Annotated in this window: 10 protein-coding genes; 3 read left to right on the top strand and 7 right to left on the bottom strand. The window is 42.2% G+C overall.

The window, feature by feature from the left end; all coding sequences use genetic code 11:
- The first annotated feature begins 180 nt into the window (after nucleotides 1–180).
- Nucleotides 181–1011, top strand: coding sequence for a universal stress protein (locus tag HPC41_RS05465; protein ID WP_172393040.1), 831 nt, complete (start codon nucleotides 181–183; stop codon nucleotides 1009–1011).
- A 140-nt stretch (nucleotides 1012–1151) separates the two neighbouring features.
- On the opposite strand, the gene HPC41_RS05460 is transcribed toward HPC41_RS05465, so the two are convergent.
- A complete protein-coding gene (locus HPC41_RS05460; protein ID WP_172393039.1) occupies nucleotides 1152–1559 on the bottom strand; it encodes a DoxX family protein in 408 nt (135 codons plus the stop codon).
- A 101-nt stretch (nucleotides 1560–1660) separates the two neighbouring features.
- Here HPC41_RS05460 and HPC41_RS05455 point away from each other — a divergent pair, with 101 nt between their 5' ends.
- A complete protein-coding gene (locus HPC41_RS05455; RefSeq protein WP_172393038.1) occupies nucleotides 1661–2491 on the top strand; it encodes a universal stress protein in 831 nt (276 codons plus the stop codon).
- Nucleotides 2492–2551: 60 nt separating this feature from the next.
- Here HPC41_RS05455 and HPC41_RS05450 read toward each other — a convergent pair whose 3' ends face one another.
- Nucleotides 2552–3454, bottom strand: coding sequence for a S66 peptidase family protein (locus HPC41_RS05450; protein ID WP_172393037.1), 903 nt, complete (start codon nucleotides 3452–3454; stop codon nucleotides 2552–2554).
- Between the two features lie 245 nt (nucleotides 3455–3699).
- Here HPC41_RS05450 and metG point away from each other — a divergent pair, with 245 nt between their 5' ends.
- Nucleotides 3700–5769: a methionine--tRNA ligase gene (gene metG, locus HPC41_RS05445; protein WP_172393036.1), complete on the top strand. Its 2070-nt coding sequence runs from the start codon at nucleotides 3700–3702 to the stop codon at nucleotides 5767–5769.
- 133 nt (nucleotides 5770–5902) lie between these two features.
- On the opposite strand, the gene HPC41_RS05440 is transcribed toward metG, so the two are convergent.
- The 5 genes from HPC41_RS05440 to uvrA form a co-directional block, all read right to left on the bottom strand.
- Complete coding sequence (locus HPC41_RS05440; RefSeq protein WP_246250418.1) at nucleotides 5903–6676, bottom strand: GLPGLI family protein; 774 nt, start codon at nucleotides 6674–6676, stop codon at nucleotides 5903–5905.
- A 17-nt stretch (nucleotides 6677–6693) separates the two neighbouring features.
- Complete coding sequence (locus HPC41_RS05435; RefSeq protein WP_172393034.1) at nucleotides 6694–9483, bottom strand: outer membrane beta-barrel family protein; 2790 nt, start codon at nucleotides 9481–9483, stop codon at nucleotides 6694–6696.
- Between the two features lie 226 nt (nucleotides 9484–9709).
- Nucleotides 9710–10150 (bottom strand): RrF2 family transcriptional regulator, encoded by a 441-nt coding sequence (locus HPC41_RS05430; RefSeq protein WP_172393033.1) that lies wholly within the window; start codon nucleotides 10148–10150, stop codon nucleotides 9710–9712.
- 148 nt (nucleotides 10151–10298) lie between these two features.
- Nucleotides 10299–11942 (bottom strand): alkaline phosphatase PafA, encoded by a 1644-nt coding sequence (pafA, locus tag HPC41_RS05425; protein ID WP_172393032.1) that lies wholly within the window; start codon nucleotides 11940–11942, stop codon nucleotides 10299–10301.
- A 293-nt stretch (nucleotides 11943–12235) separates the two neighbouring features.
- Entirely contained in the window at nucleotides 12236–15037 is a 2802-nt protein-coding gene (gene uvrA / locus HPC41_RS05420; RefSeq protein ID WP_172393031.1) for an excinuclease ABC subunit UvrA, read from the bottom strand.
- Nucleotides 15038–15081 lie beyond the last annotated feature (44 nt).

Genomic DNA, 15081 nt, shown 5'->3' with positions numbered 1-15081 from the left:
AAAAAGGAGCTTTAAGCCTTTAAATCGGAATTCTACCTTTTGTTTGTAACTTATCGTAAGATGAGTTGTTATATTAAAAACGGAAATACAAACAAACGCTAAGGGTAATGACCGTGCAACAATACGCACTGTACCAGCGATTCCGGAGAAACCGAATTTAACAACTAAAAAGACATGAGCATGAAACGTATCCTGCTTTTAACCGACTTTTCAGAAAATGCACTTCTAGCTGCAAAACAAGTAGCCCTCTGTACAACGGCCTGGCACACTGAACAAGTGATTGTTTACCATACGTACAACAGCGTAACAATTGTAAACAACGAACCCATTGTTGTGGTTAATGATGAAGTAAAAGAGGCCAAAGAGGAAGAATTAAATGCATGGCTAGCGCTGATCAGACCGCTCTTTCCACCACAAGTGGCCTTATCCCATAGGATGGAAGACGTCGATCTTCCGATAGGTGTAAATGACTTATGCAAATCTGAGCATATCGATCTGGTGGCGCTGGGCATCACAGGCCAGACTGGCTTTGCCAAAATATTGGTGGGAAGCAATGCCATTACTTTAATGGATATCTGCAATAAGCCGATGTTGATTGTCTCTCATAAGGTCAATCCGGCAGTACCAAAGCATGTGCTAGCGACAACTGACCTGAAAGAAGTAGACCGCAAATTGAGTCTGTTTAACCTGGATCAGGTGCTCGATGCTTTCTCTGCCCAGCTCTATGTTTTGAACGTGGCCAAGAGAGAAAGTTCCGCCGCAGATTTGGCCCAGGAATTAAAACATTTGCATGAACGCCTTGACAAATACAAACCGATCTATGATTACATCAGCCATGACGATATCACAATGGGGATAGCAGAATATGCGAAAGAGAAACATATTGACCTTATCCTCTCCTTCCATAAGAAACAAGGTTTATTGGCAAGCTTATTCAAAACGAGCATCTCCAAAAAGATGGCATGGAATGGTGCGGCCAATTTATTGGTCATTCCAATGGATAAATCATAATAATAAGGCAAAGTAGACAACAGGACAAGGGGGCTTCCGTGGATTGAATCCAGCTCATGGAAGTCCCCTTTGCCATATACATAACTGGCGGTACCGCCAGTTATGTATATGGCGATGCTGGCCTGCTTAAATACTTGCCGTTATTTCTTGTCTACGGAATGTTTACCTGGCCCGACAAAGACCAGACCTAAAAACACGAAGAACAATTCGATGGCATGTGAGGCTCCTGAGACACCATCTCCTTTGGACAGGTGCATCAATCCTGCAACCACCATGGTAAAGGCAAGTAACAGTGCCGAAGGTCTGAAGAAGAGACCTAATAGTAAAAAAAGACCGCCAATCGTTTCTGTGGCTGCGGCCATAAAACCCCAAAATGCCGGCATAAAATTGATCCCAATATTGCCCATTGCTTTTCCGACGCCCCCCCAGAGTTCAGGCCCTCCTTGAAGCTTGGGCAAACCATGCATAATCATCATGACACCTAATCCGATACGAAGGACCAACAAGCCTGTATCTCTATATTTCCCCAATGAATTCCAAATTGCCATAAATAGAAAATTAATGTATTAAAATGTTAATTACTGATTGATATTTCTAAAATAACCAAAAAATACGTAATTTAAGGACATAGACCTGATTATAAATTACTATGAAGAATCTTCTCTTGTTAACGGACTTCTCTGACAATGCATATGCTGCTGCGCAATATGCAGCAAAATTAGCGCCGCTTTGGGGAATAGAAAAAGTTGTGCTGTACCATACCTATGAGGTCGTACCCACAGTTGGCACTGAGCCTGTTGTCATCAGTAATTCGGATATCCTGGAAGAAAAACAAAAGGATCTCAACGTCTGGCAGGAGGATCTAATGCAGCTCTTTCCACAGGGCATTGCATGGAAAGTGGTGTTGGAGGAATATGAATTGAGCTATGGTGTCAACCGAACCTGCGCAGAAGAAGATATTGATCTTGTCATCGTGGGAACAGCGGGCAAAAGCGGTTTTAAAAAACTACTCTTAGGAAGTAATACGCTAAAATTGATTGAGAACTGCCACACGCCGCTATTAGTTGTACCTGCCAAAGCTGAATTCAGAATCCCCAAAAAGATGCTGATCGCAACCAATCTCAAAGAGGTACGCCTTAAGTTAGACCGCTTATTGATCAATGCAGCAGAAGTGCTGAGCAAGAGTGAGGTGTATGTCGTTCATGTTACCAAGGAAGACCCTGCCAGCAAGACGCTAAGTACGGAAATTAATATCATGACCAATATGCTGGCCGCTTACCATCCAATATACAGTTATATCTTACATTCGGATATTGCCGTTGGCATTAATCAATATATCAATGAGAATCATATTGATATGATGGTTACCTTCCATCGTGACAAGGGATTGCTCAGCCGGATTTTCAATACCAGTATCGCACAGAAAATGGCCTGGAAAAGCCAGGCCGCAATGATGGTCATTCCTGTACATTCAGGCTGATGCCTGAGCTCAAGTAATCAAACTGTTTCATCCGAGACCAAACAGTTTGATTGCTAAAAGCTATAAATAGATGAGTTCAGTTTTATTCGCACTCGTTACTAATTTCACTTTCCGGCCTAATACCAGGGCATGGTTATCATCGATATGCCCCGCTGGATAGCCAAAGGCAACGGGAAAATCGTACTCTTTGACTTTATCCCAGATAATTTCCTCCACAGTCTGTCCAAATGTCGGATCATTGTCTTTCATAGCTGAAAATCCGCCGACGATAAGGCCTTTCAATTTTTTGAATTTGCCAGCTCGCTTCAACGCCCAGAGCATCCGATCCACAGAATAATAGGCCTCACCCACATCCTCGATAAAAAGGATCTTATTCGCATACTTAACATCTGAGTCCGAAGCCAATAGGGATAATAAAATGGCCAAATTGCCGCCGATCAACTTCCCTTCGGCCTCACCCGGACGATTGGGGAACACAGATTGCTCATAAGCAAAGTCTACAGACTCACCAAAAAGTGCATTTTTTAGCGTCTCCAGTGAAGCTTTCGTTGCTGATTCAAAAGACTTTGGCATCTGCCCGTGGATTGTCGCTATTTTATACTTGCGTTGGATATGGCTGTGCAATACGGTGATATCGCTAAAACCGACCAACCATTTTGGATGTTGCTCAAACTTGGAAAAATCGATTGCATCGACGATGCGGACGCAGCCATAGCCTCCCCGTGCGGCAAATACGGCTTTGATGGATGGGTCGTCCAGGGCCCATTGCAGGTCAGCAGCACGCAACTGGTCATCTCCTGCAAATTGATGGTAGGATGTCCCTACTGTCTCCCCTACCAGAACCTCCAGTCCCCAGCTCTTTAAGGTTTCAACGCCAATATCAATATTCCCCCGAATAAAGCTGGCTGGACAAACAATGGCGACTTTGTCGCCTCCTTTAAGAAAATCAGGTATTTTAGACATACTCATTCTATTTGATAAACAATTTGATTCTTATAGCAATGAAGCTATATCATTATAACCATGAAGTTACCACGGCGCAATGTATTTCTTTTAAACCTTAAGTATCTTTGTTCTAGTTCATGCTGATTTCCGCTAATAGAAATTTTCAACCCATGAGGAGAGAACAAATTTATCTTAGTATAATACCGCAAATTGAATTATCTTTGTGAAAGAAACAAGTAAAAACTTTAATATACTTCCAAGCATTGAGTATTCTAGATAAAAAACGTTATACAATTACTTCGGCATTACCGTATGCCAATGGTCCTTTACATATCGGACACCTTGCCGGCGCTTATATTCCAGGGGATATTTTTGTTCGCTATCTGCGTTTAAATCAAAAGGATGTGGTCTATGTCTGCGGTTCGGATGAACATGGTGCAGCCATTACCATCCGCGCCAAAAAAGAGGGGATTACGCCACAGCAGATTATTGATAAATACAATAAACAGATCAAAGAGAGCTTTGAGGAGTTTGGCATTTCTTTCGATATCTACCACCGTACTTCCGAACCGATCCACCACCAATTGTCACAGGATTTTTTCTTGAACCTATACAATAAAGGTGAATTCGTCGAAAAATTTTCGGAGCAATACTATGATGAGGAATACCATCAGTTTTTGGCGGACCGCTACATCACGGGTACCTGTCCAAACTGTAAATCTGAAGGCGCCTATGGCGACCAGTGTGAAAAATGTGGGACCTCGCTAAGTCCAACGGACCTGATCAACCCTATTTCGACATTGAGCGGAAAAACGCCGGTATTGAAGGAAACGAAGCATTGGTACTTGCCTTTGGACAAATATCAACCTTGGTTGGAAAAATGGCTGATCGAGGGCAAGAAAAACATGCTTAAATCCAATGTTTTTGGCCAATGTCAATCGTGGCTAAAGTCGGGTCTGCAGCCCCGATCCATGACTCGCGATTTGGATTGGGGTGTGGATGTACCGCTGGCAGAAGCGCAAGGAAAAAAGCTGTATGTATGGCTGGATGCACCAATAGGTTATATTTCTGCAACAAAACAGTGGGCAATCGACCATGGAAAAAACTGGGAAGATTATTGGAAAACCCATGAAAACCCAGCGGATGATGCAACATTGATCCATTTTATCGGAAAAGATAATATTGTATTCCACTGTATTATATTCCCGGCAATTCTACATGCGCATGGGGATTATATCTTGCCGGAAAATATTCCTGCGAATGAATTCCTTAACCTGGAAGGTGATAAATTATCTACTTCTAGAAACCATGCTGTCTGGTTGCATGAATACTTAGAGGAATTCCCGGGCAAACAGGATGAACTACGTTATGTATTGACCTCGATATTACCGGAGACCTCGGATGCTGAATTTACCTGGAAGGATTTCCAGGCACGGATCAACAACGAGCTGGTAGCCATCTTTGGTAACTTTGTCAACCGTGTGATGGTACTTTCCCATAAATATTTCGAGGGTAAAGTACTAAATGGATCTCCACTGACAGCCGTAGATCAATCGGTGTTGGATGAGTTAAAAAGCTACCCGGCATCCATCAAATCATCACTGGAGCAATTTCGTTTCCGTGAGGCGTTGTCCGAATTTATGAATGTAGCACGCCTTGGCAACAAGTACTTAGCAGATGAAGAGCCTTGGAAAATTATTAAAACTGATACAGAGCGTGTAAAAACGATCCTGAATGTAGCGTCTCAGATTGTTGCTAACCTTGCCGTGTTGGCACAGCCATTTTTACCAAAAACAGCAATCAAATTATTTGAAATGCTCAATTTCCCGCAAGGGAACTGGAACGATGCAGGCAACGAAGGGCTCATTCAGGATGGTCATCAACTGGGTGAAGTCCAATTGTTGTTTGACAAGATAACGGATGAACAAGTTGACTTTCAACTGAACAAGCTCGCTGAGGCGAAATTGAAAAATCGCGCGGACAATACGAAGGTAGCCCCTGCAAAAGAAAATATCAGTTTTGATGACTTCGTTAAAATGGATATCCGCGTAGGAACAATCTTAGCGGCTGAAAAAGTTGCGAAAACAAAGAAATTACTAAAATTAACAATCGATACGGGTATTGACAACCGCACGGTCGTATCTGGTATCGCCGAATTCTTTAGTCCTGAGGAAATTGTCGGACGCCAGGTATCTATTTTAGTGAATCTTGAACCGCGAGAGATCAAAGGTATTACCTCACAGGGGATGATCCTGATGGCCGAAGATGCTGATGGTAGACTGGATTTCGTCAAACCGGATACTGCGATCAAAGTGGGTAGCACCGTACGCTAGTTAACGTCAGATATAGCATAAACAAAGAATGCCTGTCGCAAAAGACAGGCATTCTTTGTTTTTAAAAACCACCCGGTATTTCTATTCCCTTTTACTGATTTGCTTTAGCTACAGATACTATTACCAAGCGAGATTAGAACAAGACATTCTGTAACCTCTTTTTAAAATCTTTGTCGTCCATATAATCGTAGACTGTATCTTTTAACTTTTTTATGATTTCTGCTTTCGATTCCGCAACAACTTTTTTCTTTTTGGTAAGCACATTAGAAACCGGGGTATTGGTAAGTTCAATTTTGGTTGCGAACATATTAAGATTCATACTGGGTACGGAGATCCCAAGGATTAACCCCGGCAAGCCATGGATCAATTCTGGCCCACTGGCTATGGGAATCTGTCCTGCAAAAAATGCGACGACGTAGATAGAATCTTGGATGATCCCATTTGCACGCCGACAATCATAACCAGCGATGTTGCGATATTCGTCCGTATACTTCCATTTTACCGCCGGGAGGGAGTCTTTCAGCAGCAGATGCTCGTCGCCAAAAGGCAATAGTTTAATGAACTCCTGATCCTTGAAATTCATATAGGTTTTTGAATCCGTCAACGCTGGGTTATACCAGGAAACATTTCGATAATTCGCCGGATAATCTTCCTGTACGGTTTCAAACAACGTCTCCTCGTCGTAGAACTTTAAAGTGTGGTGTGTAATCATTTCCACAGGGCCATTTTTGACCGCATTTTCTACCCCGAGCTTATCCCAGGTATCCAGGTCGGGCTTGCTGAGATAGGTCCGTTTCAGATAATTCTGCACATGGAATTTTCGTTCAAAAGTAACCGTACCACTGCTTGGGAAAAATGCATTCTGGGCTTGTATTGTCGTAATGGATAAGCATAATAGCCATAGCATAAATATCAATTGCTTCATCATTTATCACCTCCCTTCATTGTTGTAAAATTGTAGATCACTTTTAACATCCCGTAGCGACGCAATACATCGTTACTGGTCTGGACAAATGCGGTTCCATCTTGATAACGACGTACCCCAATATTTTTATTTAAAATATCGTTGACAAATAACTGCGCTTCCAAGGATTTGTCTTTCAAGAATTTTTTGGAGATATAGCCATTCATATTCACCATATTAATGGATTGCAAGGTCTTTGTCGCAGCTTGGTAGTTCTGTTGCATGGATAACGAAATTTTAAAGTCTTTGGGTAAGTAGTATGTGGTTTGCGCATATGAATTAAATTTAAAGGTGGTTTGGTTCAACTCTGGCTGCAGATACGAATCCATTTGTTCGACACCTGGGCTTAAGCTAATATAAAAATCCATTTTATTGGCTTTATACCTATTAAAGCCAATCTCAGGCCCGATATTCCACGTCTTATTACGGTTGAGTCTAGGTTCTTCGTTAAGTAGCGATAGATAGCTATATTGGGTATTGTATTCTGCGTTCATGCCCATGTTCATTTTTAAACCCCATTTCTTCTTTAACATGAAATTGTATGATCCACTTCCATAGAAACGCCAGTTGTCCTTATCAATATTTACAAAAGAAATTTGCCGGGTGCCGTCTTCCAGATTATAACGAACGCTACTGTTAATATTTCGTTTTCCCTGATTCGCACTGATGTAAAAGTAAAAACTCTGGTCTTTGATCTGTTTATAAGAATTATAGTTAATGGAATAGGAGTTATTAAAGCCAGCCTTCAGGTCGGGATTGTCCAAATATTCCACAAGGGGTTGCGTATTTTGCTTAAGCGGCTCTATCTGTGTGAGCGAAGGTTGGATAGTCTGCCCATAATAATTGATCCATAGGCTCTTTGTTTTCGAAATCTTATAATTCACGTTTAATGAGGGTCTAATTGACGTTTGATCTCGCTGCAAGACGGTATTCAAATTGTTATAAGTCCGCTTTACAGCTTCAAAATCGGTGCGATTGCTTAGATTGATGGTCAGGGTATTCGTTTTATAATTCAACGCGGTATTGACGCTATTTTTTAAACTGGAAAAGTTAAAATCATTCAATACACGCGGATCTAATACCGTATATTCATTGTTTGAATCTTTGTTAAACGCCTGGTTGAGTGTCTCTGACTGATTGCTGGAAAAGGAGTATCCGAGTGAACCTGTAATCCGCTTTGACAAAGGTTCGGTATAGGTGACCGATCCTCCATAGGTGTTATTGCTGAACTTGTCTTTTTTAAATTGGTCAATCGTATCGGTGCGTCTGTCATTGTTAAAATAGTTTTCCGAAAAATACGTTGTCCCGGAACGGTTCTGGTCTGTATTTGCATTCATATTGAATGTGATGGAGCGGCGTTCTTTTTTAAAACGGCGTGTTAACATCGCATTTATATTAAACTTGTCCTGATCACTATTTAGATCTGTACGTGACCTGGTACTGGTAATAGGCTGGCCGTCCAATGTTTTCTGGTAGGCCTCGGCCTCGGATAGATTATCCCGATTGGATTTATTGAACCCCATATTGACCGTCAGATCAGCAAGTGAATCCAATTTATAGTCGTATCTAAGATTGGCGACATTTGCTTTATTCTCGTTTTCCGAACGAGTAATATTGCTGTCTATCTGTGCTCGCTCGGGCAAGTTATTCTGCGCATTATAGGTACTGGTGTTATCAACATTGATCTGGCTGCGCTTGTAATTGACGTTAATTTTATGTTTATCGTCTTTGGTTTTATCAGAATAACTTACCCCCATATTTAAGGCTTTAGGAACGCCACCACCACGGTATCGCCCATCCCATCCACCTTCAGTTTCGTCTCCATTGGAGGTGATCATCATACCACCGCCATCCATCATCTGCACATTGCCACTTCCGCCAACGCCGTACTTTTGGCTGTCTTCAAATCCCAATCCCACCATGCCGTCATTGGCCAGGATACCATAAACGGCAATTTTCTGTGATCCTTTAAATTTATTGAGCATGACTTTACCCGCATAATATTTATCTGTCCCCCCTCCTGCAATTGCTTGCCCAAACATTCCTTTCTTTTTATCTTCCTTGAGCTTAATATCAATGGTCTGTGTCCGTTCGCCATCATCCACGCCGGTGCGCACAGCCAGATCCGATTTCTTTTCGTACACCTGCACCTTGCTGACCATATCCGACCGGATATTTTTGGTGATCAACGTGGGGTCATCTCCAAAAAATTCCTCCCCATCAAGCAACACCTTCTTGACTTCTTTGCCCTGCGCCGTGATCTTACCTGTTCCGTCAATCGTAATACCAGGCAGTACCCTGAGCAGATCATCAACTTTGGCGTCTTTCTCCACTTTAAAACTACCCGCATCGTATTCCACCGTATCTCCTTTGATCACCACGGGAATTCTTCCGTTGACCTGTACCTCTTCCAAAAGCAATGCTGCTTTTGACAATGGTATAGCTCCAAGATCCAGGCCTTGGGAGGTAATATGGATATCTTTAACAAGGTCAGCATATTGCGGATAGGATACGACCATCTTATACATGCCCGTGTCAAGGTTAAGAATTTGGAAAGCTCCGTTTTCTTTTGTGCGGTCAAACTTTATTAAAATAGAATCCTTGGGATTAAGTAGCGCAACAGCGGCCTGATGAAGTTTAGCTTGGTCTTTCTCATCAACAACGACTCCTATAAGCCGCTGTTGGGCGTAGGAAATAGTGCTGATGGCTGAGAGTAAAAGAAACAAAACTAAAGAATAGGTTAGTCTCATAATTTCCGTTTATATATTGTCGCAATAAAGATATTAATGTTACTACGGAAAATTCGTAAAATAATGTTAAATAACTAAGAAATTAAAAATACAAATAACAGACAATAAAAAAATAGGCTAGCAAAGAAATCAGAATACTGTTTATCAGTATTTTATTAAAATAAAAAGGAGATGCAACTTATCTGTTACATCTCCTTTTTATTTTTGACGACTCAATTTATTTGACCTAATCTACATTTAGGTTCAATTCTTTTTCTTTACTAATTAAATGCGCGATGCTAGTGTCATTCAAAATTTGCAACATCGCATTCCGCACTTCCACAAATGTATCCCGGATGCCACAGGCATGTTCTTCCGTACACTCTTCACAGGAGCGGTAGAAATTTAGACTGACACAGGGAAGTAAAGCGATAGGCCCATCGATCAGACGCATCACCTGCGATAAAAATATATCCTCAGGAGCTTTGTTTAAACTATAGCCACCACCTGCACCTTTTTTGCTATAGAGAATCCCTGCGTTTCGCATCTCTAGGAGAATCTGTTCCAAAAACTTTTTTGGAATATTTTCTTCCTGTGCAATCTTAACGATCTGCATAGGTTCATTTCCGTAGTTACGACCGAGCACCATAAGTGCCTTAATTGCATATTTTGTCTTTTTGGAAAGCATAGTTTGTTAACCCCCTGTTGAATTGCAAATTTACGTTTTTTATTCAATAGAATAAAACCTATAAACTAACCGGTAAAAAAGAACCCTTAGCACAGTTTAATCCTCGGATAGCTATGCTAAGGGCAAATATTATTTAATATCAAATCGTTTATTGGCCCAAAACTGCTGTAATGGGCTTACCGATACTTCCATTTGGTTCGCTAATGTGCAGCAGCGATGAAATGGTCGGCGCGATATCGACAATATGCGCCTCTGTATTGGATACTCCTGGCTTAATGCCCCAGCCCATAAATACTAACGGGATATGGGAATCGTATCCCGACCAGGTACCGTGTGTCGTACCTGTAGAGCGTGGCGTTCCGTCATACCATTGCGGTTCACAAACAATTTGGATAACGCCACTCCGTTTGTAATTATAGCCATTGATCATTTTTTCACGGACAGGCTTTGGGATCATTAAACTTTCACCTTTTTCCATATCCGCAACATAAGCGACACCTTCAGTCTGGCGCAACTCGCGAATAATGGTCTCTTTTATTTTATCACGGTCTAATTGAAGCGAGTCAATCATTTGATTGTTCAGATGGACTTGATAATTCATTAGGCTTTTGACGATTTTTTCCTGTCCGAATTTCTCTTTCAATTTTTTGTTCAGATCCGAAATAATCTGACGGGAATAGAAATAACCGCCATTTCCTTTCATATCCATATAGAATCTGGAGTTGTAGGAAGCACCGTGGTCGGCTGTCAGGAAGAAGGTATAATTGCCTTTTCCAACTGTATTGTCCAAGTAAGCGAAGAAATCGGCCAGCTGCTTGTCTAACTGCAGGTAAATATCTTCAATTTCAACCGCTGTCAATGAATAGCGATGTCCGACGTAATCGGTCGCCGAAAGGCTGACACAAAGGAAATCGGTATTTTTGGTTGGATTATTTCCCATTTGCTCATTTTTGATCGCCTCCATGGCTAGATCTAGGGTGAACTGATTGCCCATCGGTGTTGTTTTGATCAACTCAAGGCCTTCATCTTTCATCAGCTTGGATGTCGCACGCGGCAAGGTCGGTTTTTCTTCACCCGGGTATTTTCCCTCATAAATATTATCGTCAGCAATGCTGTTGGCTGCATAAGTACTCACATCGTACATGGGCTTCCAATCCCCTTTTAGATATTTTTCAGCCAACTTTTTCTTGTTGAAATCCACCACCCATTTTGGTAGTTTATCCATATAAAAATTGGAGGTAATCCAATTGCCTGATTTCGCCTCAAACCAATAGGCCGCATCGGCAAAGTGTCCTGCAGGTAATATACCACCGCGATCTTTAATCGCGATACCAATGACTTTGGATTTAAAATTTGAAGCCAATTTCAACTGATCCGTCACAGTAGATGCCAACAAGTTGCGGGGAGATTGTTTTCCTTCTTTTTCAGTCGTACCCACACCAACGACATTATCATCTTGTGTGCAGTACATATTCTTACCTGTAAGCTCTTCAATCCAATCATTACCTGCTATACCATGTATCGAAGGAACAGAACCGGTGTACACCGAACTATGACCAATGGCTGTATAGGTCGGAATATAATTGATCAGGGTATTCTCACAGGAGAAGCCTTCTTTCAAAAGTCGCTTGAAACCATCATTGCCATATCGATCCGCAAAACGATAGAGATAATCCCAGCGCATCTGATCCACCATCAGACCGACGACCAATTTGGGTCTGTCTGGTTGTTGTGCCATGGTGGAGAGTGCAGCTATTCCAAATACGATACTTAAAAAAAATCTTTTAATCATTGTTGTTAGATATTAGTATTGAGCTTTTAGATTTGAGATTTGGTTGTGCAAGCCTACGGCCTATGCCCCTGTTCTTTAATCTTATACCAGCCTGAGGCTTAACACTGTTTCCATTTTTCACTTTTTAATAGGAGTATTGAGCTATTAGAGATAAGACTCTTGTCCTAAACTGTCTTGGACTTACCTAAATATTCCTTTTTACTTATTAAATTAATCGTTGGATTTACTAATCTTTGTTTTCGACTCAGTAGCCCTCATGCAAGCTGCGTCCAATAACAAATGCTAAAGTAGGCTTAATCTTTTAAATGTGTTTTTAAAAATTGCCCTGTATAAGAATCTTTACAATGTACAAGGTCTTCGGGCAGTCCCGCAAAAACCAGTTTTCCGCCTTTATTTCCGCCTTCAGGTCCAATGTCAATCACCCAGTCTGCCGACTTGATCATATCCATGTTATGCTCGATAACCAAGATACTATTGCCAAGGTTAATCAATGCATCAAAGGACTTTAACAGCTTTTTAATATCCTGAAAATGTAAGCCGGTGGTGGGCTCGTCAAAGATAAAAAGGGTTTTCTTACTGTTATTGCCTTTGATCAAAAAGGAAGCTAGCTTGATCCGCTGTGCTTCTCCGCCGGAGAGCGTACTGGAAGATTGGCCGAGCTTAACATAGCCCAAACCCACATCTTGCAAAGGTTGTAGCTTGGCTAATATCTTAGGCTGATCGCCGAAGAACACAATGGCTTCATCCACACTTAATTCAAGTACATCTGCCACGGATTTACCTTTGTATTGCACATCAAGGACAAACTGTTTAAACCGTTTGCCCCCGCAGGCCTCACAGGGCAGCACAATATCTGCCATAAATTGCATTTCGATCTTCACTTCTCCCTCGCCCTGACAGACGTCGCAGCGGCCGCCTTCAACATTAAAAGAAAATGCAGCAGGTTTCAGTCCTGCAGCTTTGGCTGCAGCCTGATTAGCATACAGCGCTCTGATCTCATCCCAAGCTTTCACATAAGTTACCGGATTGGAACGCGAAGAACGACCGATAGGGTTCTGGTCGACCATCTCGATCTGTTCCACCTGTGCAATATCCCCCTCGATGGAATCATACACCCCGGTTTGCTCGCCAGAATAATTACCAATTGATTTCTGCAGGGCGGGATATAGAATCCGTTTTACCAAGGAGGTTTTTCCTGAGCCAGAAACACCAGATACAACGGTAAATGTGTTTAATGGAAACTGCACATCGATCCCCTGAAGATTATTCTCATGTGCTCCTTTTACGGTAATACTATGCGACCATTTACGTCTTTTCTTGGGCACTTCTATCTGGCTTTTACCGCTCAGGTATTGCCCTGTCAAACTTCTGCTATCTTTTAGGATCTCGCTATATGTTCCAGCAAAAACTAGCTCACCGCCATTGATTCCCGCTTCCGGACCAATGTCAATCAGGTAATCTGCTGCTTCCATCATTTCCTGCTCATGTTCAACCACAACGACCGTATTACCGACATCACGAAGGGACTTAAGGACCGAAATCAGACGTTGCGTATCACGCGGATGTAAACCTATGCTTGGTTCATCCAATACGTAAATCGAACCTACGAGCGAACTTCCGAGTGAAGTTGCCAAATTGATGCGTTGGGATTCCCCTCCTGATAGGGTATTGGATAGACGGTTTAGCGTAAGGTAACTTAAACCCACATCACATAAAAACTGCAGCCGGTTATTAATTTCGGCCAACAAGCGCTTGGCGATTACTTTCTCGTTTCCCGTCAAAGGTAATTCTGTGAAAAATGCCAAGGCTTCCTCCAAGGGCATCAATACAATGTCGGTGATTGACCTACCCCCCACCTTCACATAGGTCGCATCCTTGCGCAACCTGGTACCCCGGCAGTCTGGACAGTCCGTCTTACCGCGGTAACGGGATAACATCACACGGTATTGAATTTTGTAGGTCTGCTCCTCCAGTTCCTCAAAGAATCGGTTAAGTCCTGTAAAATAGCTATTCCCCGTCCATAATAATTCCTTTTGGGCTGCTGTCAAATCGGAAAAGGCACGGTGTATAGGAAAATCAAACTTTAAGGAATTTTTGACCAGCACCTGCAACCATTCGCCCATTTTCTCCCCACGCCAAGGAGCAATTGCTCCATCGTATACAGAACGGGTCTTGTCCGGGATAACCAGATCGGGATCTATACCGATAATTTTCCCATAACCTTCGCAACGCCGACAGGCGCCATAGGGATTATTGAAACTGAAAAAATTTGGACTAGGCTCTTCAAAGGTAATTCCATCGAGTTCAAACTTATGCGAGAAATGATGTCTGTGCCCATTTTCTTCGATATACAATTCGCCCTTTCCCTCAAAAAATCCAGTCTGAATGGAATCGGACAACCGGTTAACAGTATCATCATCCTGCTCAATACGTACCCGGTCGACCACGATCAATACTGTGCCATCCTGAACCGTTGCATTGGCCATGTTCTTGTCGTCAATAATGCTTTCGATTTTTTGCATTTTATCCTGATAGACGACACGAACAAATCCTTTCTGCAATAAAAGTGATAGCTCTTCCTTGAGCTTGCGTCCATGTGATGGCACCAACGGAGCCAAGAGTGTGATCGACTCTCCCGATTCAATTTTTAGGGTGAAATCTACCACTGAACTCACGCTATCTTTGGTCACTTCCTTGCCGGATACAGGGGAAATCGTCTTGCCAATCCTGGCATAAAGCAACTTCAGGTAGTCGTATATTTCGGTAGACGTTCCTACAGTAGAACGCGGGTTACTGGTGATCACACGCTGCTCAATGGCGATCGCCGGTGCGATCCCTTTGATGTAATCGACCTCGGGTTTATTCATCCGCCCCATAAACTGCCGCGCATAGGATGAAAGACTTTCGACATATCTTCTCTGTCCCTCGGCGTATAGGGTATCAAAAGCAAGGGAAGATTTTCCCGAACCCGACATTCCGGTAATGACAACTAATTTATTTTTGGGAATGTCAACGTCAATATTCTTTAGATTATTGACTCTAGCCCCTTTTATCTGAATATATTCTTTTGGAGTATGCTCCACTTTGTTACTCATAATAATCCTTATCTCACACAAAGTTACGCAATCTTGGCTGATTA

It is taken from the genome of Sphingobacterium prati (assembly GCF_013167215.1).
GTDB classification, from domain to species: Bacteria; Bacteroidota; Bacteroidia; order Sphingobacteriales; family Sphingobacteriaceae; genus Sphingobacterium; species Sphingobacterium prati.
The sequence above is the reverse complement of the archived record's forward strand: the minus strand, read 5'-3'. Positions and strand labels throughout refer to the sequence as shown.

Excerpts from the sequence above, each read along its gene's own strand:
- HPC41_RS05465 (WP_172393040.1), top strand. The coding sequence starts at position 181 with ATGAAACGTATCCTGCTTTTAACCGACTTTTCAGAAAATGCACTTCTA.
- HPC41_RS05460 (WP_172393039.1), bottom strand. The coding sequence starts at position 1,559 with ATGGCAATTTGGAATTCATTGGGGAAATATAGAGATACAGGCTTGTTG.
- HPC41_RS05455 (WP_172393038.1), top strand. The coding sequence starts at position 1,661 with ATGAAGAATCTTCTCTTGTTAACGGACTTCTCTGACAATGCATATGCT.
- HPC41_RS05450 (WP_172393037.1), bottom strand. The coding sequence starts at position 3,454 with ATGTCTAAAATACCTGATTTTCTTAAAGGAGGCGACAAAGTCGCCATT.
- HPC41_RS05440 (WP_246250418.1), bottom strand. The coding sequence starts at position 6,676 with ATGCTATGGCTATTATGCTTATCCATTACGACAATACAAGCCCAGAAT.
- HPC41_RS05435 (WP_172393034.1), bottom strand. The coding sequence starts at position 9,483 with ATGAGACTAACCTATTCTTTAGTTTTGTTTCTTTTACTCTCAGCCATC.
- HPC41_RS05430 (WP_172393033.1), bottom strand. The coding sequence starts at position 10,150 with ATGCTTTCCAAAAAGACAAAATATGCAATTAAGGCACTTATGGTGCTC.
- pafA (WP_172393032.1), bottom strand. The coding sequence starts at position 11,942 with ATGATTAAAAGATTTTTTTTAAGTATCGTATTTGGAATAGCTGCACTC.
- uvrA (WP_172393031.1), bottom strand. The coding sequence starts at position 15,037 with ATGAGTAACAAAGTGGAGCATACTCCAAAAGAATATATTCAGATAAAA.